Origin of the sequence: Lactococcus garvieae subsp. garvieae (genome assembly GCF_029024465.1) — a bacterium.
Taxonomy (GTDB): Bacteria; Bacillota; Bacilli; order Lactobacillales; family Streptococcaceae; genus Lactococcus; species Lactococcus garvieae.
Genome location: NZ_CP118950.1, coordinates 137054 through 156596 on the forward strand (window position 1 = coordinate 137054; position 19543 = coordinate 156596).

The following is a 19543-nucleotide window of genomic DNA, read 5'->3' on the forward strand; positions in this document are numbered from 1 at the left end:
ACATTAAGTAAGAAACGGTGCTTATTGTACATTTTCTGCTCATTTTTTTCAAAAAAATTGTGAAAACTTGCTAACTTTATCGTGTTAATAAGTAAGCTGAGTCAAGGAGGTCAATGATGATACAGGTTTTGGCAAAAAAACTTTTACAAAAAGCAGTAGATCAGATGGTGCATGATCTTTATTTCGTAGCATTAGAAGGAAAGTATTCTCTCTATTTTCGTACAGCAACAGAAAGGAGGTTTGAAAGAGAACTCGATTTTGAACAAGGGCAAGCACTGATTGCTCATATGAAATTTTTATCTGGTATGAATCTAGGAGAAAGTAGGCGGGTACAGTTGGGGGCTTGCACTTATGTTTTAGATAAAGGTGAGCAGCGTTTACGTTTATCTACAGTCGGTGATTTTCATGGTCAAGAAAGCTTGGTTATCCGACTTCTGCATCATCAACAAAGCCAACTTCATTTTTGGAATTCAGAGATTTTTAAATCTTTTATTGGTGGGAGAGGGCTTTACCTGTTTTCCGGTCCCGTAGGCTCAGGTAAGACCAGCCTCATGTACAAGTTTGCAAGGGAGCATTTTAAAAATCAACAAGTTATTTGTATAGAAGATCCCGTGGAGTTAGTGGAAACTGAGTTTTTACAACTTCAAGTCAATAAAGTAATAGGGAATGATTACGATGCTTTGATTAAGCTCTCTCTTCGCCACAGGCCTGATTTACTCATTGTTGGTGAAATTAGGGACAGTCAGACGGCAAAAGCTGTTCTCCGCGCAAGTTTGACGGGATATACAGTGTTTTCTACTGTTCATGCGCGCTCAATATCGGGTGTAATTGCACGGCTGAAGGAACTGGGGTTAACTGATTGGGAGCTACAATCCAGCCTTCAGCGGGTGATTTATCAGCGCTTAATTGCAGGAAAGGGGTTGCTTGTTTATGAAAAAGAAAAGTTTGAAGAATGGCAACCAGATGAATGGAACGGCCAGATTGATCAGTTGGTTGCAGATGGATTTATCTCAGCTGTTACAGCTGCGCGCGAAAAAATTGAGTTTAGCGAAGCAGATTAAGCTTATTCAACTTATGAATAATCTTTTCAAAAGTGGCTTTCACCTTTCTGAAATTATTGATTTTCTTGAAAGGTCGGGTCTCACGGAAGCATACTTTATTTCCAAAATGCGTGAAGGTTTACTCAACGGGCAAAGTTTCTCTGGTATTTTAGCGAAGCTCAAATTTAATGAGGATATTGTGACTCAAGTCTCTTTGGCCGAGTCTCACGGGAATGTTGAGTATACTTTAGGGTTGATTGAAGAAAAACTGAGACGCGTTTTGAACATTCGAAAAAAGCTCATCCAAGTTGCCACATACCCGCTCGTTCTTCTGGCATTTCTAATCTTTATCATGCTAGGGTTGAAAAATTATTTACTGCCTCAACTGGACGAAAACAGAGGATTAGCAACTTATGTTATACAGAATCTTCCGACCCTCTTTTTAGGGTGCCTCTTCAGTTTGCTTGTTTTCTTTTATCTGGGCAGATACTATTGGAAGAAAAAAACTGCTTTAGAAGCGATGAGGCTAATGGTCAAAATACCTTTTGTTGGCCGTTTTGTCCAGCTTTATTTGACAGCTTATTTTTCAAGAGAATGGGGAAACTTAATTGCCCAAGCAGTTGATTTACGTCAGATTTGCTTTATTATGCAAGAACAAAAAAGTCGAATCTTCAAAGAATTTGGTTTTGAGCTCCTTCAAATATTAGATAGGGGTCAGAAGTTTGAAGATGCCCTTCGACTTTACCCCATATTTACCAAGGAGTTGGCATTAATTGTGGAATATGGTGAACTAAAGTCTAAGCTGGGGAAAGAGTTAATGGTTTTTTCTGAAGAAAGCTGGTCGCTCTTTTTTGAAAGAGTTGAAAGAGCAATGCAACTTATCCAGCCTATCGTTTTCTTGCTCGTGGCGCTGTTGATTATTTTAATTTATGCTGCAATGTTACTTCCTATATATGGCAATATGGGAAACTTGATTTGAAAGAATATGGAGGAAGGAATGGAAAAAAAGAGGTTCAAAGCTTTTACTTTGATTGAAATGCTTGTCGTCTTACTTATTATTAGTGTCTTACTTTTATTGTTTGTCCCAAATTTGTCTAAAGAAAAGAAGAATATCCAAAATACGGGTCAAACAGCGGTTGTTAAAGTTGTCGAAGGTCAAGCCGAACTTTATCAGCTTGATAAACAGGATAGTCCTAGCTTAGGGAAACTTGTCTCTGGTGGGTTAATTACACAGAAACAAGCCGATAGCTACAATGATTATTATACTAAGAACCCAAATGAAAAACGTAATGTACCGAATTAAAGCCTTGACTTTACTGGAGAGTTTACTCGTTCTTTTCCTATGCTCTTTTGTTCTTTTTCTATTTTCAGGTTCGGTCAAACAAAGTGTGAGGATAGCACGCGCAGAGATTTTTATTTTACAATTTGAACGTCTTTATAAGGATACTCAACGCATGGCGGGACTAAAGGGACAGCAACAGACGTTGAGTGCGAGTAATGGTGCACTCTATAGCCAAGAGGAAATGGTGAAGGTCCCAGAGGAGGCTGAAATAAATGATTTCTCTATTACTTTTGATCAAAAATCAGGCAATTCGAGCCTACAAAAAATCACAATATTTCTTCCCTATCAGAAAAAAACAATCTCTTATTAATTGGAGATTGGAAGCGGAAAATATAAGAAAAGAATCACTTGAAGCTTATCTTCTATTAGAGAGCTTAATTGCTATGAGTCTGCTTGTTTTTTTCGTCACGGTTGTTTTAGAACAAGTTATTCAGGTTAAGAAACAGACAGCGATGGAAAATAGAGAGATTGAGGCTTTAAATGTCGCACATATGGCAGTAGATACGGGGAAAAAATATTTGAAATTAAATGGTGTGGAGATTTCGATTGAGGAAACTTCGACGCAAATGACTATCCGTGAGTCAGGAGAGGTATTGATTGTTCTTGAAAAAAATAAAGTTACAGCCTTTACACTTTTGGAATCACTCCTTGCTTTACTCGTGTTAGTGGGCACTTTTTCTCTTTTTCTAGGTATGACTAAAATGTTTCATGAGGAAGTGAAACGTGCTACAACAGACCATACCCAAGACTGGCAACTTTTTTGTAGTCTACTGAGAAGTGAACTTGAGGGAGCAAGTTTAGATAAGGTAGAAAATAACTATCTTTATGTACGCAAACATGTTAACCTAAGGTTTGGCCTTTCCTCTCAAGGGGATTTTCGAAAAACTAACGCGAATGGACGAGGCTATCAGCCCATGATTCATCATTTAAAAAATGCAAAAATCAGCCAAGAGGGAGAGCAGATAAAAATTATCTTGACTTTTGAAAAAGGAGGAGACCGCACATTTCTTTACACGTTCCCAGAGAAAGAAAGTTAAGAGGCAGTATTTTACTCTACACATTGGTCATTTCTCTTCTTTTCAGCTTGCTTTTACAATATTATTTGCAAGGGGCCATTAATGCTAGAAAACAACGTTTATTACAAAGAGAACAACTCCAAATGCAGTTAAGAGAGAAGATCATAGAGCGTGAAAAACACATCAAATAAAAAAATAGTTAACTGGTAGTTAACCAGTTGACTTTATTCTGGATTTATATTATACTAGCTCTATGAAAAAATATACCCTTCTCTTACTTATCCCAGTCTTGCTCTTATTGACAGCTTGTCAAAAAACAGCAAGTGATAAACCGCAAATTGTGACAACATTTGAGCCGATGTATGAGTTTACGAAAGCTGTCGTTGGTGATAAAGTTGACATTATTAATATCGTTCCCGCCAATCAAGAAGCACATGATTTTGAGCCAAGTGCAAAAGACATGACTACTTTGACAAATGCAGATGCCATTATTTATAATTCAAAATACCTTGAAAAATGGGCCCCTTCTGTAAAAAATAAAGGTATTAAAATAGAAGCAAGTACCCCTGTAGAAAAAATTGGGGATGACCCGCATACATGGGTAAGCCCTAAGGCAGCCCTACTCGAAGTCCGCTATATCGCAGATGAATTATCAAAAAAATTCCCTGAATACAAGGATGATTTCACTAAAAATGCTGACGAGTATATTGGGAAATTGAAAAAAATAGATCAAGATTTTGATCAATTAAAAAATGCTAAGAATAAAACATTTATCACACAGCACGAAGCTTTTGGCTATCTGGGACGTGATTATGGTTTGACAACGATTGCTATTACAGGTCTCGATCCTGAAGCAGAACCTTCAAGTGCAACATTGATTAAACTAAAAAATGAGATGCAAAAAGCAAATTTAAATACTGTTTATTTTGAAGATAACTCGAGCAGTAAGCTGTCAGAGACTTTAGCCAAGGAAGCAGGAGCTAAGCTGTTGGTGATTAACCCTGTTGAGGGCTTGACCGATGAACAAAAAAAATCAGGTGAAAATTACCTGACAATTATGGAAGAAAACCTAAAATCACTGAAAGAAACAATTAAATAAGAATTAAGCTTATTTTAAGAAGCGTCCACTATAATAAAGACCTTCCTAAAAAAATCTTTTCATAAAACTCCTAAGGCCTACTTTTCTAAAGTAGGCTTTTTTTGTCTTGATAAAAAGTTTGGCTAGGTGCTGTAATTTCTATTAATTCCTGTGTGAAGGGATGAATGAAATATAATTTTTCTGCATGAAGCATCATGCGCTGTTTTTTTATCGGTGTATTATAGAGCGGATCACCAATAATAGGATGTCCTTCACTGTAAAGATGGACCCGTATTTGGTGCGTGCGGCCGGTATCAAGAGTGCAGCTCACAAGCGAGTACCTGTGCCCTTTTTTGAGGACAGTCACATGTGTAATGGCTCGTTTCCCGTTTTTATTCGTGACATATTTTTTTCGATCGTGACGATCTCTTCCAATATTTTTATTAAGAGTTAAGCTTTTTTCGTTAAAATAGCCTTGTATAACTGCCAAATAAGAACGATGGATTTTATTTTCCTCAAACATTTGACCAAGAATGGGCAGAATAAATTGGTTCTTGGCAAAGAGGACTGCTCCAGAAGTTTCCTTGTCCAAGCGATGAACGACATGTACGGGGAGGTTCAGACGAGCTGCTACGTGATTTTGTAGGGCTATTTCTTCAGGAGTATTTCCATGAGTTTTCATACCTTCGGGTTTATTTACAATCACAAGGTGTTCATCTTCATACAGGATATCGGCAAGTTGAGGGTTGCCTGCGGGAACCTCCAGCTGCTTGAAATCCTCGTCATCAAAAATAAGGGTAACTTCGTCCTGGGGCTTTACAGATTCTTCCCAGTTTGCCAAAGTACCATTAAGAAAGACATGTTTTTTGGTTCGTAAAAGGTGTCTTTGCTTGCGTGGAATGAGCCAAGTGTGCTCCAGTAAATGCGAAACACTTTGCTTTTTAATTTTTTTTGGTAAAATTAAACTAAATTTCATATAGAATATTGTAACACAAAGGCTTTTTTGTTAGAATAGGCAAAATATAGAATACAAAAGGATTTTTAAAAAATCATGTCAGAAAAAGATCAAAATTTTAGTCGACGGGCTAAAAACAAGAAATCGTCTCAAAAAATAGAAAATAATAATGCAGAAGAAAAAGAGCTGAAAGAAGCGGAAGTTCCGCTTGAAGACCTTAAAGGTATAAAAAAATATTTAAGAATGATGGCGCCTTATACAGAAAAAATAAGGCAATTTTTACGTCCAGTAAAACGTTTCTGGAAAAAGTGTAATTTAACTAAAATTACGATTATTGCTATTTTGGTTATGATTCTTGCTGTTGGCTCTTATTTGTTCTATTTGGCAAAAACGGCCAATGTGTCCATTTTGCAAAAATCCATTGATGCGCAAACGCAAATTGTGGACAAAAATGGTGATGAAGCAGGATTACTTTACGGAAGCAAAGGAACAACCGTTAAGTTCGATGCCATAAGTGACAATATTAAAAATGCAGTTGTTGCCACCGAGGACCGTACTTTTTATAAAAACCATGGGGTTAATCTGAGTCGTTTTAGCTTGGCGGTTGTTACTTTGGGTCGTTTTGGCGGTGGTTCTACCATCACGCAGCAGTTGGCCAAGAACGCCTACCTTACTCAGAAACAAACGATTGACCGTAAAGCCAGGGAATTCTTCCTCGCTTTAGAAATCAATAAACATTACAGTAAACAAGACATTCTTACAATGTACCTGAATAATGCTTATTTTGGGAATGGCGTATGGGGGATTGAAGATGCAAGTCGGAAGTACTTTGGAGTGTCAGCAAATGCAGTGACTGTAGATGAGGCCGCTACGCTTGCAGGAATGCTGAAAGGGCCAGAAATTTATAACCCGCTTTACCAAGATGGGAAATATGCGACACCACGCCGAGATACGGTGCTGCAGAACATGGTCAGTGCAGGCTACCTTACGCAGTCTGAAGCAGACAGTTATGCATCAGTCAATCTGGCCTCTCGGGTAAAAGATACTTATGTTTCTCAGTCAGAAGCCTACAAGTATCCAAGCTATTTCAATGCTGTGATCGCGGAAGCTGAACGCAAATATGGCCTGAGCTTGCAGGACATTATGAATGACGGTTATAAGATTTATACAACTCTGGATCAAAACAAGCAGGCAGGAATGCAGGTCACTTATGACAATGCCGCACTCTTCCCACAAGCAGCAGATGGCACGCATGCTCAGTCTGGTTCGGTGGCAATCAATCCGAAAACAGGGGGAGTCGAGGCCCTTGTCGGCAATGTCACTTCGGAAGACCACAACAGCTTCCTGGACTTCAACTATGCTACACAATCGAAACGGTCGACAGGTTCAGTTATCAAACCATTAATCGCTTATCTGCCAGCGGTCCAAGCAGGTTGGCCCATCGATAAGGTATTGGAAGATAAACCAACAACTTATCCAAACAATTGGACACCACAAAATTACAATGGTGAGTATCTTGGTACCGTACCAATGTACCAAGCTTTGGCTAACTCTTACAATATTCCTGCTATTAATACTTATCGTGATATCACTCCGGAAAAAGGGAATGCTGTTGGGCGTGAATTTGGTTTAAATCTCAAGAAAGATAACGAAAACAATACTTTATCAACTGTTCTTGGTTCTGGTGTCGAAACTAATCCTTGGGAAATGGCCCAAGCTTTTGCAACTTTCGCCAATGAGGGCGTAATGAACAGCGCGCATTTGATCACTAAGATCGAAAATGCAGCTGGTGATACAATTGCAACAGCCAATGTGACACAGAAACGGATCATGACCAAAGAAGTAGCAGAGAAGATGAATTCCATGATGTTGGGTACATTTACCAACGGTTCAGCTTGGAATGCTGCACCGGCAAGCTATGCAATGGCAGGTAAAACAGGGACAAATAATACGACGGACCAATGGGTTGTTGGATATACACCTGATATTGCGATTGCGCTATGGATTGGTTTCCCAAATGAGACAAATGAGCAACAACAATTGGAAGGCTCTTCTGAAGGACAACCTTCTGTCATCTTCCGGAATATAGCCAGCTACTTGCTTCCTTATACCGAAGGAACTGCCTTTACAGCTGAAAATGCCTATGCCATGCATAATATTGCACCAATAACTCCAGCCTGGACAGCTCTGCGTGATCAACAAGATGCCATTGTTTATCAAGAGCAAAGTGCACAAAACAGCTCAGGAAATATGCCACAAACAGAAGAGTCTAGCAGTTCTTCTTCTGATAAAGGCAGCGGTTTTGATTTCCAAAAAACAGTAGATGATGCTAAGAATGCTACCAAAGATGTATGGGATAAAATTACTGGTTTTTTCGGTAGGTAAATTGTTCTAAAACATCCTAAAAAGTGATAAAATAAGGGTAGTGCATAGGTGAGAAAAAAGAGCCATGGCACGGCTCTTTTTCTTGCAAATAGATGTAAAAATTTATTGGAATAAAAATATAAAAAAGAGAATAATAAAAGTGAAGCTTACTTTTTAGAAGGAGGACAGTTTTGGAAGCAAAAAAACGCTACGTAACAGGTTTTAATGGCTTACGTACCCTCGGGGTTCTTGCTGTCATTTTGTATCATCTTTATCCCCAGAAAATCCAAGGTGGATTTTTGGGCGTCGTTCTCTTCTTTGTGCTGTCCGGCTACTTAGTCACGGATTCACTACTTCGAGAGTACAGCTCAACTAAAAAGATAAGACCACTTAAGTTTTGGGGGAAAAGAGCCAAACGTATTTACCCCATGCTCTTGGCTGTGTTCTTGATTGTCTCGCCTTATTTGTTTTTCTTTCAACAAAATCAGATGAAGGGACTCAGGTCAAACTTCCTCTCAAGTATTTTTATGGTGCAAAACTGGTGGCAAATTCAGCAGGGCTCATCTTACTTTGCTGATGCTGCAGGAGAATCACCTTTTAAGCATATCTATTATCTGGCGATTGAAGGACAATTTTTCATTTTCTGGCCACTCATTATGATCTTTTTAGTGAAGGTCATTCGGAGTAAGAAGCACAGTTTCCTTCTGACAAACTTTTTAGCCATTCTCTCATTGATTTTGATGATTGCTCAGTATAAGGTTGGGCAAGATCCAACACGTGTATACTATGGAACAGATACCCGTATCTTTAGTCTCTTGATGGGAGCAAGTATGGCTTTCATTTGGCCAATGAATAAAATGCCTGCCAAGTTGAACAAAAAAGGGCAAACTTTTGGGCGTAACCTTTTATGGGGCGTTCTTGCATTGACTTTAATTTTATATGTGTTTATGCCGGCACAAAGTCCAGTGACTTACTATGGTGGTCTTTGGTTTGTCAGCCTCTTGACGATGCTATTAATCCTTTTAGTGGTCCACCCGGGCTTGAAAGCAAATAAAATATTTTCAAATAAACTTTTTGATTATATTGGCTCACGTTCATATGGAATCTACCTTTGGCAATTGCCGGTCTTTGCTTTGGTTGCTGCTAAAGTCGTTCATCCGACAAGTTGGTACAATGTCATTTGGCAGTTGGCCTTGATTTTCGCTTTATCTGAGTTTTCCTATCGCTTTATTGAGCGTCCGCTCGTGGCTTATGATTACAGTAACTTATGGCCTTGGTTGATGACAAAAGTTGAGCAAGTTAAGCAGGAAAAATGGCGCGCCTTACCAGTCCGCGTCATCCTAGTGTCCGTTTTAGTGCTTGTTTCACTCGTTATGATTCTGACTTCACCGAAATCACCACATGATCAACAGGTGTTAGAAGCTCGAATTATGGAGCAACAAAAAGCACTTGAAGCTGCAAATTTAAAAGCTGCCAATGCCCGTGTCAGCACGCCACTGAAAACTATTGCTGAAAAATATGGCGTTGATCCGGTGGTTGCTGAAAGAGCAAGCAAGATGCAAATCTTTGCGGTTGGTGATTCTGTGATGGTTGCGGGGTCAACCAACCTGCAGGAAGCCTTCCCAAGAATGACGATAAAAGCTGTTGTTGGTGAGCAGGTAGATGGTGGTGCAACAATCTTAGCTGAGAATAAAGAAGCAGTTAAAAAAGCAGATGCTGTCTTGATTGGCCTCGGTACCAACGGTACACTGACCGTTGGCGACACAAATTACGTGGCAAAGATTATGGAAGAAATTGGTGATAAACCTGTCTTCTGGATTAATAATCAAATGCCACGGCCGTGGGAAACCAATAACAATGAACAATTAGAAGCAATGGCTAAGAAGTATCCCAACTTGACGATCATTGATTGGCATGGCTTATCAGAAAATCAAAGCTCATGGTTCTATAGTGATGCTATCCATCCGAAGGACCAAGGGGCAATTAATTACACACGCCTTGTCTTAGAAAATATGACAAAAAAATAGAGAGATTTGTATTTTTCTCTTAGTTCTGCTAAAATAATAGCATGTTAAAAAAAGCAGGATTGGCCTGTACGGTGTGCGGTTCGAGAAATTATTCTCTTCAACTGTCGGGTACAGCAAAAGAAAAACGCATAGAAGTCAAGAAGTTTTGCTCACGCTGTGGCAAACATACTTTGCATAAGGAAACGAGATAAGTCAAATGTTTAAATTTATTGGAAGTGTTGTCAAAGAAATGAAGTTAACAACGTGGCCGACACGTAAGCAGTCTGTCATTGATTTTTTCATGGTTATTGAATATACAGTTTTCTTCCTCATCTTTTTGATGATCTTTGACTGGGTAACACAAAATGGTATCACAAGTGCTGTACAGCATCTGCTTCCATTTGTACGTAATTAGTGATATAATGAAAGAAGAGGCGAAAGCCTTTTTCTTATACAATCCGTTCAGATCATGAACTCATAAATTTGAAACTAAAAAAATATAAAACAATAAAGAGGTACTCCAATGGACGAAAGTACATTAACAAGTTTTGACCAAGGTTGGTTTGTTATCCAAACTTATTCTGGTTACGAGAAAAAAGTAAAAGAAGATTTGCTTGAACGTGCAGAACTTTACAACATGGCAGATAAAATTCTTCGTGTTGAAATTCCGACAGAAACAGTTCGCTCAGAAGTGAACGGTAAGATGAAAGATGTTGAAGAAAATCTCTTCCCAGGTTATGTTTTGGTAGAAATGAACATGACAGATGAAGCCTGGTTTATCGTTCGTAATACACCGAACGTTACAGGTTTCGTCGGCTCACACGGTAACCGTTCAAAACCAACACCCCTTTTTGAAGAAGAAATTCAAGAAATCCTTATCGGTATGGGTAAAGTCGTACGTGAAATTGATTTTGATATCTTTGTGGGTAAACGTGTACGTATCATTGACGGCGCCTTCTCAGGATTTGAAGCACCAATCACAGAAGTTCTAGGCGACGATAAGATTAAAGTTATGGTTGATATGTTTGGTCGTGAAACACCAGTAGAACTTGATTTACACCAAATCGAAGAAGTTGAAGGATAAAAAATAAGAGCGTATCGTTAAGGGTGCGCTCTTATTTATTAGGGATATGAAATCTACAAAAGAAATATTAAAATTTGCGCTCCCAGCTGTAGTTGAGAACTTCCTGCAAATACTGGTGGGGATCAGTGATACCTTTTTAGTCACCCGAATTGGACTTACAGCTGTAGCAGGCGTATCACTAGCCAACAATATTATTACCGTTTATCAGGCTGTTTTCATCGCTTTAGGGACGATTTTATCAAGTTTTCTCGCACGTGAAATGTCTAAACAAATGGTAAATGCAGGAGTAAAACTCACCGTATTACTGGGAGGGGCTATTGGGATTCTTACGGCTCTTTTTGCACGCCCTCTCGTGCACTTTTTTGGCGGCCGTGGGGAAGTAGCGACTTTAGGTCAAGAGTACCTCCTGTTGGTTGGAGGGACCATTATTTTTCTGGCCCTAATGACCAGTTTTGGCGCCATTATCAGAGCAAATGGAGACAGTCGCACACCCATGTATGCGAGTCTCTTTGCCAATATTTTAAATATCGTTCTCTCAGCCCTTTTGATATTTGTTTTTCACCTGGGAATCGTGGGGGCTGCCTTAGGAGCAATCTTTTCAAGGGTCGTAGCGCTTCTGTATCTCTGGAAAAAGCTCAAAGATAAGGATTTACAACCTACGAAAAACATTTTTTCAGAAAAAATCAGTAGAGAATTGATCTTTTTGACAATTCCGGCCGCTGGTGAACGTTTGGCGATGCGTCTAGGAGATTTGGTCATCATGGTGCTCATCATTTCTCTTGGGAATCGGGTCTTTGCAGGAAATGCGATTGGGGAAAGTATAACTCAATTCAACTATATGCCGGCATTCGGTTTAGCTACTGTAACAGTTATCTTGGTGGCTCAAGAGTTTGGTCAAGATAACTATGGAGCGATTCAATCCTATATTAAAAGAACCTACTGGCTGGCGACAGGGATGATGTTGAGCATTGGTTTGCTTCTTGTCTTAGTTTCTACATCATTAAGCAATCTTTTTACGACAGACACTGTCGCTATAGCTTCAAGTAACACTGTTATCCTTTTTTCTTTTTTGGCAACTTTTTTTGTCACCGGAACGACCACTTATACGGCAGCTTTTCAAGGGATAGGCAATGCAAAACTCCCTTTATATACAACAATTATCGGTATGCTTCTTATACGTGTGGGTCTCGGTTATATCCTAAGTCAAACATTTACTTTTGGATTAGAAGGTATCTGGTTTGCTGTACTTGCAGATAATTTTTTCCGCTTTGTCTTTTTAAAATTCAATTTTGATAGGAAAGTTAGAGCATTTCTTACACATTAAAAACCTCTATTTATATATAGAGGTTTTTAATGTGTAATCTTATTTTGTAAGTTCTTTTTCTTTCAAAAGGTCACGGATTTCACGCAGAGTATCTAATTCATCGTTAGAAACAATTTCCTCTTGCTCTTCTTTCTTAGGGAAAAGTTTATTGATGGCTTTTATAAGAATGAAAATGACAAAGGCTGTAATCAAGAAGTTTAAGACGTCATTTAAGAAAGCACCGTAAGCAAAAGTTGCGCCCGCAACCTTAACTGTCATTTGAGTCAAAGCGCCATCTTGAACAAAAAGACCGATAAGCGGGTTGATAAGATTATTTACCAAAGAAGTGACAATAGCCGTAAAAGCGGCACCAATGATAACACCAACTGCCAAGTCTAAGACATTTCCACGTAAAATAAATTCTTTGAATTCTTTAATCATAAGTTCTCCTATATAAATTAATATGTATTTATTACTATTATATAGTATTTCTAAAAGCATGTGAATTATTCTGTCGCAAAATATTGGTGGAATAAAGGGAAGGGAAGTAGTAAAGAAATATTTTAGTGCGGCAAAATAAATTAAATAAAAGTGGATTACACCCTTGACAAGACAAAGTCGCTTTGATAGAATAGATAGGTGCTGTAAAAATTACAGTATTAGCGACGAAGCGAGAGGTTGCGACACACCCGAAAGTATTGCCATACTTCAGTGTCGGTTTTCCCGCTGAGCTAGCCTATTAACAAATAGACGAAGGAGAAAAAATGGCAACTAAAAAAATCCGTATCCGCCTCAAAGCATACGAACACCGTATCCTTGACGCTGCTGCTGAAAAAATTGTAGAAACTGCAAAACGTACAAACGCAGAAGTAAGTGGTCCAATCCCACTTCCAACTGACCGTAGCGTCTACACAGTTATCCGCGCGACTCACAAATACAAAGACTCTCGCGAACAATTTGAAATGCGTACACACAAACGTTTGATCGATATCATCGAACCAACACAAAAAACTGTTGATTCATTGATGAAACTTGATCTTCCAAGTGGCGTAAACATCGAAATTAAATTATAAGAAAGGTAATTCTCATGTCAAAAGGAATCTTAGGGAAAAAAGTGGGAATGACTCAAATCTTCACAGACAACGGTGAATTAATCCCCGTAACTGTGATCGAAGCAACTCCGAACGTTGTGCTTCAAACAAAAACTGTCGATACAGACGGTTATGAAGCTGTTCAAGTTGGTTTCGATGACAAACGTGAAGTTTTGTCTAACAAACCTGCCAAAGGTCATGTAGCTAAAGCTAACACAGCTCCTAAGCGCTTCATTCGTGAATTCAAAGGAATCGAAGGCTTAGAAGTTGGATCAGAAATTAAAGTTGATACTTTCGAAGCTGGAGATGTCGTTGATGTTACCGGTACTTCTAAAGGTAAAGGTTTCCAAGGACCAATCAAACGTTGGGGACAATCACGCGGGCCAATGGCTCACGGTTCACGTTACCACCGTCGTCCTGGTTCAATGGGTCCTGTTGCGGCTAACAAAGTTCCTAAAGGTAAACGCCTTGCTGGACGTATGGGTAACAAAAAAGTTACTGTACAAAACCTTGTTATCGCTCAAGTACTTCCAGAACAAAACGTTATCCTTGTAAAAGGTAACGTACCTGGATCTAAAAAATCATTGATCGTTATTAAATCAGCGATCAAATCTAAATAATAAGGAAAGGAGATAGATTATAATGGCAAAAGTATCATTATTTAAACAAGACGGCACACAAGCTGGTGAAGTAACACTTAACGATGCAGTATTTGGTATTGAACCAAACGAAACTGTAGTATTTGATGTCGTTCTTTCACAACGTGCTAGCCTCCGTCAAGGTACACACGCTCATAAAAACCGTTCACTCGTATCTGGTGGCGGTAAGAAACCATGGCGTCAAAAAGGAACTGGACGTGCCCGTCAAGGTTCAATCCGCTCACCACAATTCCGTGGTGGTGGTACTGTCTTCGGTCCTAACCCACGTAGCTATGCTTACAAACTTCCACAAAAAGTACGTCAGTTGGCTCTTAAATCAGCTTACTCACAAAAAGTTATCGACAACACACTCTTGGCTGTTGATGAGTTGAACTTCTCAGCACCAAAAACTAGCGAATTCGCTAAAGTTCTTGAAGCTCTTTCAATCGAACGTAAAGTGCTTGTTGTTCTTCCTAACGAAGGTAACGAATTCGCAGAACTCTCTGCTCGTAACCTTAAAAACGTGAAAGTATCAACTGCTAGCTCAGTGAGCGTACTTGATCTTGTAAACACTGACAAAGTTCTTGCTACTCAAGCAGCTCTGTCTCAAATTGAGGAGGTTCTTGCATAATGTCTCTTTATGACGTAATCCGTAAACCAATTATTACAGAAGCTTCTATGCAAGCAATGGATCAAAAGAAATACACTTTTGAAGTAGATGCTCGCGCACACAAACTCCTTATCAAACAAGCTGTTGAAGCAGCATTTGAAGGTGTTCAAGTTGCATCTGTAAACACAATCAGCGTTAAGCCTAAAGCTAAACGCGTTGGTAAATACACAGGTTTCAAACCTGGCTACAAAAAAGCAATTATCACTTTGACTGAAGGTTCAAAATCTATTGATATCTTCGGCGAAGACGCAGAATAATAGAGGAGGAAAATCGTGGGAATTAAAGTTTACAAACCTACCACAAACGGTCGTCGTAACATGACTGGTAGCGATTTTGCAGAAATCACTACAAGTACTCCTGAAAAGAGCTTGCTTGTAAGTCTTAGCAAAACTGCTGGTCGTAACAACCTTGGCCGCATTACAGTACGTCACCACGGTGGCGGACACAAACGTAAATACCGTTTGATCGACTTCAAACGTACAACTGATAACGTAAAAGCTAAAGTTGCTACAATCGAATACGATCCAAACCGTTCAGCTAATATCGCCCTTATCGTATACGAAAATGGTATCAAATCATACATCCTTGCACCTAAAGGTCTTGAAGTTGGTATGACAGTTGTTTCTGGTCCTGAATCAGATATCAAAGTTGGTAACGCATTGCCACTTGCTAACATTCCAGTTGGTACTTTGATCCACAACATCGAGATGAAACCTGGTAAAGGTGGACAACTCGTACGTTCAGCTGGTACATCTGCACAAGTACTTGGTACAGAAGGTAAATATACACTTGTTCGTCTTCAATCAGGCGAAATGCGTATGATTCTTTCAACTTGTCGTGCTACAGTTGGTACAGTTGGTAACGAACAACACAACTTGATCAACTACGGTAAAGCGGGTCGTACACGTTGGCGTGGTATCCGTCCAACTGTTCGTGGTTCTGTAATGAACCCGAATGATCACCCACACGGTGGTGGTGAAGGTAAACAACCTGTTGGTCGTAAATCACCAATGACTCCATGGGGCAAACCAGCTCTTGGTCTCAAAACACGTAACAAAAACGCACGTTCTAACAAACTTATTGTTAAACGTATCAACGATAAATAATTTTGCAGCATAAGCTAAGTTTTACTTTTATTAAAAAATAAAACTTAACGCTATGTGTAAGATATTTTATTGAGATGCCTTCTCGGCGTCTTGCTAAAATTGATAAAGCTTGTCAACTTTAGTAAGATGTCGAGAAGATGTCTATATAAATCATCCGCCAACCTGGCCCTAGTAGCCAGCGTGGTATCAAATTTAAAGGAGAACTCAAAAACATGAGTCGTAGTCTTAAGAAGGGGCCTTTCGCTGACGAGCATTTGATGAAAAAAGTCGAAGCTCAAGAAAACGCCGAAAAGAAATCAGTGATCAAAACTTGGTCACGCCGTTCTACAATCTACCCTAACTTTGTAGGACTTACAATTGCTGTTTACGATGGTCGCAAACACGTTCCCGTTTATGTTCAAGAAGATATGGTTGGACACAAATTAGGTGAATTTGCACCAACTCGTACTTACCGTGGTCACGCTGCTGACGACAAGAAAACTAGACGTTAATAGGAGGAGAACAAAATGGCAGAAATCACTTCAGCTAAAGCAACTGCAAAAACAGTTCGCGTTTCACCTCGTAAAACTCGTCTTGTTACAGACTTGATTCGTGGTAAACGTGTTGCGGATGCAATCGCAATCTTGAAATTCACACCGACTAAAGGTGCTGCAGAAGTTCTTAAAGTAATGAACTCAGCTATCGCTAATGCAGAAAACAACTTTGGTCTTGAAAAAGCTAACTTGGTAGTTAGCGAAACTTTCGTCAACGAAGGACCAACAATGAAACGTTTCCGTCCACGTGCGAAAGGTTCAGCTTCACCAATCAACAAACGTACTAGCCACATTACAGTAGTAGTGGCTGAGAAAGAATAAGGAGGTAAAATCGTGGGTCAAAAAATTCATCCAATTGGTATGCGTGTTGGCGTTATTCGCGACTGGGATGCCAAATGGTATGCTGAGAAAGAATATGCGGATTACCTTCACGAAGATTTGGCAATTCGCCAACTCGTTCAAACAAAACTTGCTGATGCTTCAGTTTCACTTATTGAAACAGAACGTGCTGTAAACAAAGTTATCGTTACTTTGCACACTGCAAAACCAGGTATGGTTATCGGTAAATCTGGTGCTAACGTTGATGCACTTCGTGCAGATCTCAACAAACTCACTGGTAAACAAGTTCACATCAACATCGTTGAGATCAAACGTCCTGACTTGGATGCTCACTTAGTTGGTGAAGGAATTGCTAAACAACTTGAAGCACGTATCGCTTTCCGTCGTGCTCAAAAACAAGCTATCCAACGTGCTATGCGTGCAGGAGCTAAAGGTATCAAAACTCAAGTATCTGGTCGTTTGAACGGTGCGGACATCGCCCGTGCAGAAGGATACTCTGAAGGTACAGTTCCACTCCACACATTGCGTGCGGATATCGACTATGCTTGGGAAGAAGCAGACACTACTTACGGTAAACTCGGCGTTAAAGTTTGGATCTACCGTGGTGAAGTTCTCCCAACTAAAAAATCTGTGAAAGGAGAAAATTAATCCATGTTAGTACCAAAACGTGTAAAACACCGTCGTGAATTCCGCGGTAAAATGCGTGGCGAAGCTAAAGGCGGTAAAGAAATCGCATTCGGTGAATTTGGTCTTCAAGCGACTACTTCTCACTGGATCACTAACCGTCAAATCGAAGCAGCCCGTATTGCTATGACTCGTTACATGAAACGTAACGGTCAAGTTTGGATTAAAATCTTCCCTCATAAATCTTACACAGCCAAAGCTATTGGTGTGCGTATGGGTTCAGGGAAAGGTGCTCCTGAAGGTTGGGTATCACCAGTTAAACGTGGTAAAATCATGTTTGAAATTGCTGGTGTAAGTGAAGAAGTAGCACGTGAAGCTTTGCGTCTTGCATCTCACAAACTTCCAGTCAAGACTAAATTTGTAAAACGAGGTGACGCAGAATGAAATTGAACGAAACAAAATCACTTCTCAAGGATCTCCGCGCTTTGTCAATCGACGAATTGGCTACACGCGAAGCTGAATTGAAAAAAGAATTGTTTGAACTTCGTTTCCAAGCTGCAGCTGGTCGTCTCGAAAACACAGCGAAACTTGACGAAGTGAAGAAAACAATTGCACGTGTTAAAACTGTGCAACGCGAATTGACTAAATAGATCGGGAGAAATACATAAATGGAACGTAATCAACGTAAAGTTTATCAAGGCCGCGTGGTTTCAGACAAAATGGATAAAACTATCACAGTTGTCGTAGAAACTAAACGTAACCACCCAGTCTATGGTAAACGCATTAACTACTCTAAAAAATACAAAGCTCATGACGAAAACAATACTGCCAAAACTGGTGATATCGTACGTATCATGGAAACTCGTCCTCTTTCAAAAGACAAACGTTTCCGCTTGATCGAAATCGTTGAAGAAGCTGTAATTATCTAAGCTAACTAGGAGGAAAAAAGCATGATTCAAACAGAAAGCCGTTTGAAAGTTGCAGATAACTCTGGTGCCAAAGAAATCTTGACTATCCGTGTACTCGGTGGTTCAAGCCGTAAATTCGCTGGTATTGGTGATGTTATCGTAGCTACAGTAAAATCAGCTGCCCCTGGTGGAGCTGTTAAAAAAGGTGAAGTTGTTAAAGCTGTTATCGTTCGTACTAAATCTGGTGCTAAACGTCCTGATGGATCTTACATCAAATTTGACGAAAACGCAGCAGTTATTATCCGTGACGATAAAACACCTAAAGGAACACGTATCTTTGGCCCAGTAGCTCGTGAACTTCGCGAAGCTGGTTACATGAAGATTGTTTCTTTGGCACCTGAGGTTCTCTAATATTTAGAGGATGTCGAAATAGCGGGAGAACATCCCGCTATTGATGTCAAAATCAACAAAAGGAATTTTATTCCACATTTATAAATCCACTTCTATCATAGATAGAAATAGTCCCCTACATGTAGGGTGCCCAGAGGGCGTAAGAAAGGAATATCAAATGTTTGTAAAAACTGGAGATACTGTAAAAGTTATCGCAGGTAAAGACCGCGGTACAACAGGTAAAGTAATCAAAGCTTTACCAAAAATGAACAAAGTCATCGTTGAAGGTGTTGCTATCATGAAGAAACACCAAAAACCAGACGCTGTTAATCCAAACGGCGCTATCCTTGAAATCGAAGCACCTATCCACGTTTCTAACGTACAAGTGCTCGACAAAAACGGTGTAGCTGGTCGTGTTGGTTATAAAGAAGTTGACGGCAAAAAAGTTCGTTTCAACAAAAAATCAGGCGAAGTCCTAGACTAAGACGGGAAGGAGAAAGAATATGACTAATCGTTTAAAAGAAAAATACTCTAACGAAGTAGTACCAGCATTGACTGAAAAATTCGGTTACACTTCAATCATGGCAGTGCCAAAAGTTGAAAAAATCGTGCTTAACATGGGTGTTGGGGATGCAGTAAGCAACTCTAAAAACCTTGACAAAGCCGTTGCTGAATTGGCTTTGATCTCTGGTCAAAAACCGTTGATTACTAAAGCTAAAAAATCAATCGCGGCTTTCCGTCTTCGTGAAGGTCAAGCTATCGGTGCGAAAGTAACTCTTCGTGGCGAACGCATGTACGAATTTTTGGATAAACTCGTAACTGTTTCTCTTCCACGTGTACGTGACTTCCACGGTGTATCAAACAAATCGTTTGATGGACGCGGAAACTACACACTTGGTGTGAAAGAACAATTGATCTTCCCAGAAATCTCATACGATGATGTTGATAAAGTACGTGGTTTGGATGTTGTTATCGTAACAACTGCGAACACTGACGAAGAATCACATGAATTGCTTGCTAAACTTGGCATGCCGTTTGCTAAATAATAGGATAGGA

Annotated in this window: 28 protein-coding genes and 1 pseudogene; 27 read left to right on the forward strand and 2 right to left on the reverse strand. The window is 39.6% G+C overall.

Features of this window, described 5'->3' with window-relative positions; translation table 11 throughout:
- The first annotated feature begins 116 nt into the window (after window positions 1-116).
- From comGA to PYW30_RS00695, 7 genes and pseudogenes are all read left to right on the forward strand, one after another.
- Entirely contained in the window at window positions 117-1061 is a 945-nt protein-coding gene (gene comGA, locus PYW30_RS00670) for a competence type IV pilus ATPase ComGA (RefSeq protein ID WP_042218031.1), read from the forward strand.
- A complete protein-coding gene (gene comGB, locus PYW30_RS00675) occupies window positions 1000-2019 on the forward strand; it encodes a competence type IV pilus assembly protein ComGB (protein ID WP_255204098.1) in 1020 nt (339 codons plus the stop codon). The genes comGA and comGB overlap by 62 nt, the downstream gene beginning before the upstream one ends.
- Before the next feature lie 18 nt (window positions 2020-2037).
- Complete coding sequence (gene comGC / locus PYW30_RS00680; protein WP_016171026.1) at window positions 2038-2343, forward strand: competence type IV pilus major pilin ComGC; 306 nt, start codon at window positions 2038-2040, stop codon at window positions 2341-2343.
- On the forward strand, window positions 2318-2692 hold the full coding sequence (comGD, locus tag PYW30_RS00685; protein WP_042218026.1) for a competence type IV pilus minor pilin ComGD: 375 nt from the start codon (window positions 2318-2320) through the stop codon (window positions 2690-2692). Before comGC ends, comGD begins: the two co-directional genes overlap by 26 nt.
- Window positions 2595-2969: pseudogene (comGE, locus tag PYW30_RS10620) on the forward strand (competence type IV pilus minor pilin ComGE); the annotation flags it as partial. The gene comGD and the pseudogene comGE, both read left to right, overlap by 98 nt.
- Before the next feature lie 9 nt (window positions 2970-2978).
- Window positions 2979-3419 (forward strand): competence type IV pilus minor pilin ComGF, encoded by a 441-nt coding sequence (gene comGF / locus PYW30_RS10625; protein ID WP_042218182.1) that lies wholly within the window; start codon window positions 2979-2981, stop codon window positions 3417-3419.
- A gap of 232 nt (window positions 3420-3651) precedes the next feature.
- On the forward strand, window positions 3652-4497 hold the full coding sequence (locus PYW30_RS00695) for a metal ABC transporter solute-binding protein, Zn/Mn family (protein WP_042218024.1): 846 nt from the start codon (window positions 3652-3654) through the stop codon (window positions 4495-4497).
- Window positions 4498-4582: 85 nt separating this feature from the next.
- Here the strand turns inward: PYW30_RS00695 and PYW30_RS00700 are convergent, their stop codons facing one another.
- Window positions 4583-5452: an RluA family pseudouridine synthase gene (locus PYW30_RS00700; RefSeq protein ID WP_042218022.1), complete on the reverse strand. Its 870-nt coding sequence runs from the start codon at window positions 5450-5452 to the stop codon at window positions 4583-4585.
- A gap of 75 nt (window positions 5453-5527) precedes the next feature.
- Between PYW30_RS00700 and PYW30_RS00705 the strand changes: the two genes are divergently transcribed.
- From PYW30_RS00705 to PYW30_RS00730, 6 genes are all read left to right on the forward strand, one after another.
- Window positions 5528-7816 (forward strand): PBP1A family penicillin-binding protein, encoded by a 2289-nt coding sequence (locus tag PYW30_RS00705; RefSeq protein ID WP_042218020.1) that lies wholly within the window; start codon window positions 5528-5530, stop codon window positions 7814-7816.
- Between the two features lie 170 nt (window positions 7817-7986).
- Window positions 7987-9822 carry an acyltransferase family protein gene (locus tag PYW30_RS00710; protein ID WP_042218018.1) on the forward strand — a complete coding sequence of 612 codons (1836 nt, stop codon included), beginning with the start codon at window positions 7987-7989 and terminating at the stop codon, window positions 9820-9822.
- Between the two features lie 41 nt (window positions 9823-9863).
- Entirely contained in the window at window positions 9864-10013 is a 150-nt protein-coding gene (gene rpmG, locus PYW30_RS00715) for a 50S ribosomal protein L33 (protein WP_003134525.1), read from the forward strand.
- Between the two features lie 5 nt (window positions 10014-10018).
- Window positions 10019-10216, forward strand: a complete 198-nt coding sequence (gene secE, locus PYW30_RS00720; protein WP_003133731.1) for a preprotein translocase subunit SecE — start codon at window positions 10019-10021, stop codon at window positions 10214-10216.
- Between the two features lie 108 nt (window positions 10217-10324).
- A complete protein-coding gene (gene nusG / locus PYW30_RS00725) occupies window positions 10325-10885 on the forward strand; it encodes a transcription termination/antitermination protein NusG (RefSeq protein WP_003133733.1) in 561 nt (186 codons plus the stop codon).
- Between the two features lie 46 nt (window positions 10886-10931).
- Window positions 10932-12209, forward strand: a complete 1278-nt coding sequence (locus PYW30_RS00730) for an MATE family efflux transporter (RefSeq protein ID WP_042218015.1) — start codon at window positions 10932-10934, stop codon at window positions 12207-12209.
- A 39-nt stretch (window positions 12210-12248) separates the two neighbouring features.
- On the opposite strand, the gene mscL is transcribed toward PYW30_RS00730, so the two are convergent.
- Window positions 12249-12629 carry a large-conductance mechanosensitive channel protein MscL gene (mscL, locus tag PYW30_RS00735; protein ID WP_003133736.1) on the reverse strand — a complete coding sequence of 127 codons (381 nt, stop codon included), beginning with the start codon at window positions 12627-12629 and terminating at the stop codon, window positions 12249-12251.
- Window positions 12630-12952: 323 nt separating this feature from the next.
- On the opposite strand from mscL, the gene rpsJ reads away from it, so the two are divergent.
- The 14 genes from rpsJ (at window position 12953) to rplE (ending at window position 19533) form a co-directional block, all read left to right on the forward strand.
- Window positions 12953-13261, forward strand: coding sequence for a 30S ribosomal protein S10 (gene rpsJ / locus PYW30_RS00740; RefSeq protein WP_003129973.1), 309 nt, complete (start codon window positions 12953-12955; stop codon window positions 13259-13261).
- Window positions 13262-13275: 14 nt separating this feature from the next.
- Window positions 13276-13899 (forward strand): 50S ribosomal protein L3, encoded by a 624-nt coding sequence (rplC, locus tag PYW30_RS00745; RefSeq protein WP_003133737.1) that lies wholly within the window; start codon window positions 13276-13278, stop codon window positions 13897-13899.
- Window positions 13900-13921: 22 nt separating this feature from the next.
- On the forward strand, window positions 13922-14548 hold the full coding sequence (gene rplD, locus PYW30_RS00750; RefSeq protein ID WP_003133739.1) for a 50S ribosomal protein L4: 627 nt from the start codon (window positions 13922-13924) through the stop codon (window positions 14546-14548).
- On the forward strand, window positions 14548-14844 hold the full coding sequence (locus PYW30_RS00755) for a 50S ribosomal protein L23 (RefSeq protein ID WP_003133740.1): 297 nt from the start codon (window positions 14548-14550) through the stop codon (window positions 14842-14844). The genes rplD and PYW30_RS00755 overlap by 1 nt, the downstream gene beginning before the upstream one ends.
- Before the next feature lie 15 nt (window positions 14845-14859).
- Window positions 14860-15693, forward strand: a complete 834-nt coding sequence (gene rplB / locus PYW30_RS00760) for a 50S ribosomal protein L2 (RefSeq protein WP_003133741.1) — start codon at window positions 14860-14862, stop codon at window positions 15691-15693.
- 212 nt (window positions 15694-15905) lie between these two features.
- The gene (gene rpsS / locus PYW30_RS00765; protein WP_003133742.1) at window positions 15906-16184 is read left to right on the forward strand and encodes a 30S ribosomal protein S19; all 279 of its coding nucleotides are present in this window, start codon (window positions 15906-15908) and stop codon (window positions 16182-16184) included.
- Window positions 16185-16199: 15 nt separating this feature from the next.
- A complete protein-coding gene (gene rplV / locus PYW30_RS00770; RefSeq protein WP_003133743.1) occupies window positions 16200-16547 on the forward strand; it encodes a 50S ribosomal protein L22 in 348 nt (115 codons plus the stop codon).
- A 12-nt stretch (window positions 16548-16559) separates the two neighbouring features.
- Window positions 16560-17213 (forward strand): 30S ribosomal protein S3, encoded by a 654-nt coding sequence (gene rpsC, locus PYW30_RS00775; protein WP_003133744.1) that lies wholly within the window; start codon window positions 16560-16562, stop codon window positions 17211-17213.
- Window positions 17214-17216: 3 nt separating this feature from the next.
- Window positions 17217-17633, forward strand: a complete 417-nt coding sequence (gene rplP / locus PYW30_RS00780; protein ID WP_003133745.1) for a 50S ribosomal protein L16 — start codon at window positions 17217-17219, stop codon at window positions 17631-17633.
- Window positions 17630-17839 carry a 50S ribosomal protein L29 gene (gene rpmC / locus PYW30_RS00785; protein ID WP_003133747.1) on the forward strand — a complete coding sequence of 70 codons (210 nt, stop codon included), beginning with the start codon at window positions 17630-17632 and terminating at the stop codon, window positions 17837-17839. Before rplP ends, rpmC begins: the two co-directional genes overlap by 4 nt.
- A gap of 18 nt (window positions 17840-17857) precedes the next feature.
- Window positions 17858-18118 carry a 30S ribosomal protein S17 gene (rpsQ, locus tag PYW30_RS00790; protein ID WP_003133748.1) on the forward strand — a complete coding sequence of 87 codons (261 nt, stop codon included), beginning with the start codon at window positions 17858-17860 and terminating at the stop codon, window positions 18116-18118.
- A 21-nt stretch (window positions 18119-18139) separates the two neighbouring features.
- A complete protein-coding gene (gene rplN / locus PYW30_RS00795) occupies window positions 18140-18508 on the forward strand; it encodes a 50S ribosomal protein L14 (protein WP_003133749.1) in 369 nt (122 codons plus the stop codon).
- Window positions 18509-18665: 157 nt separating this feature from the next.
- Window positions 18666-18971, forward strand: coding sequence for a 50S ribosomal protein L24 (rplX, locus tag PYW30_RS00800; protein WP_003133750.1), 306 nt, complete (start codon window positions 18666-18668; stop codon window positions 18969-18971).
- A 19-nt stretch (window positions 18972-18990) separates the two neighbouring features.
- Complete coding sequence (gene rplE / locus PYW30_RS00805; RefSeq protein WP_042218009.1) at window positions 18991-19533, forward strand: 50S ribosomal protein L5; 543 nt, start codon at window positions 18991-18993, stop codon at window positions 19531-19533.
- The last annotated feature ends 10 nt before the right edge of the window (window positions 19534-19543 follow it).

Bases quoted from the DNA above. Each gene is read 5' to 3' on its own strand.
- rpsJ (WP_003129973.1), top strand. From the start codon at position 12,953: ATGGCAACTAAAAAAATCCGTATCCGCCTCAAAGCATACGAACACCGT.
- PYW30_RS00755 (WP_003133740.1), top strand. From the start codon at position 14,548: ATGTCTCTTTATGACGTAATCCGTAAACCAATTATTACAGAAGCTTCT.
- rpmG (WP_003134525.1), top strand. From the start codon at position 9,864: ATGTTAAAAAAAGCAGGATTGGCCTGTACGGTGTGCGGTTCGAGAAAT.
- mscL (WP_003133736.1), bottom strand. From the start codon at position 12,629: ATGATTAAAGAATTCAAAGAATTTATTTTACGTGGAAATGTCTTAGAC.
- rplP (WP_003133745.1), top strand. From the start codon at position 17,217: ATGTTAGTACCAAAACGTGTAAAACACCGTCGTGAATTCCGCGGTAAA.
- comGB (WP_255204098.1), top strand. From the start codon at position 1,000: ATGGATTTATCTCAGCTGTTACAGCTGCGCGCGAAAAAATTGAGTTTA.
- rplD (WP_003133739.1), top strand. From the start codon at position 13,922: ATGGCAAAAGTATCATTATTTAAACAAGACGGCACACAAGCTGGTGAA.
- comGC (WP_016171026.1), top strand. From the start codon at position 2,038: ATGGAAAAAAAGAGGTTCAAAGCTTTTACTTTGATTGAAATGCTTGTC.
- secE (WP_003133731.1), top strand. From the start codon at position 10,019: ATGTTTAAATTTATTGGAAGTGTTGTCAAAGAAATGAAGTTAACAACG.
- rpmC (WP_003133747.1), top strand. From the start codon at position 17,630: ATGAAATTGAACGAAACAAAATCACTTCTCAAGGATCTCCGCGCTTTG.
- rplV (WP_003133743.1), top strand. From the start codon at position 16,200: ATGGCAGAAATCACTTCAGCTAAAGCAACTGCAAAAACAGTTCGCGTT.
- rplE (WP_042218009.1), top strand. From the start codon at position 18,991: ATGACTAATCGTTTAAAAGAAAAATACTCTAACGAAGTAGTACCAGCA.
- PYW30_RS00700 (WP_042218022.1), bottom strand. From the start codon at position 5,452: ATGAAATTTAGTTTAATTTTACCAAAAAAAATTAAAAAGCAAAGTGTT.
- rplN (WP_003133749.1), top strand. From the start codon at position 18,140: ATGATTCAAACAGAAAGCCGTTTGAAAGTTGCAGATAACTCTGGTGCC.
- rpsS (WP_003133742.1), top strand. From the start codon at position 15,906: ATGAGTCGTAGTCTTAAGAAGGGGCCTTTCGCTGACGAGCATTTGATG.
- nusG (WP_003133733.1), top strand. From the start codon at position 10,325: ATGGACGAAAGTACATTAACAAGTTTTGACCAAGGTTGGTTTGTTATC.
- rpsQ (WP_003133748.1), top strand. From the start codon at position 17,858: ATGGAACGTAATCAACGTAAAGTTTATCAAGGCCGCGTGGTTTCAGAC.
- rplC (WP_003133737.1), top strand. From the start codon at position 13,276: ATGTCAAAAGGAATCTTAGGGAAAAAAGTGGGAATGACTCAAATCTTC.
- rplX (WP_003133750.1), top strand. From the start codon at position 18,666: ATGTTTGTAAAAACTGGAGATACTGTAAAAGTTATCGCAGGTAAAGAC.
- PYW30_RS00730 (WP_042218015.1), top strand. From the start codon at position 10,932: ATGAAATCTACAAAAGAAATATTAAAATTTGCGCTCCCAGCTGTAGTT.
- comGD (WP_042218026.1), top strand. From the start codon at position 2,318: ATGAAAAACGTAATGTACCGAATTAAAGCCTTGACTTTACTGGAGAGT.
- PYW30_RS00695 (WP_042218024.1), top strand. From the start codon at position 3,652: ATGAAAAAATATACCCTTCTCTTACTTATCCCAGTCTTGCTCTTATTG.
- PYW30_RS00705 (WP_042218020.1), top strand. From the start codon at position 5,528: ATGTCAGAAAAAGATCAAAATTTTAGTCGACGGGCTAAAAACAAGAAA.
- comGA (WP_042218031.1), top strand. From the start codon at position 117: ATGATACAGGTTTTGGCAAAAAAACTTTTACAAAAAGCAGTAGATCAG.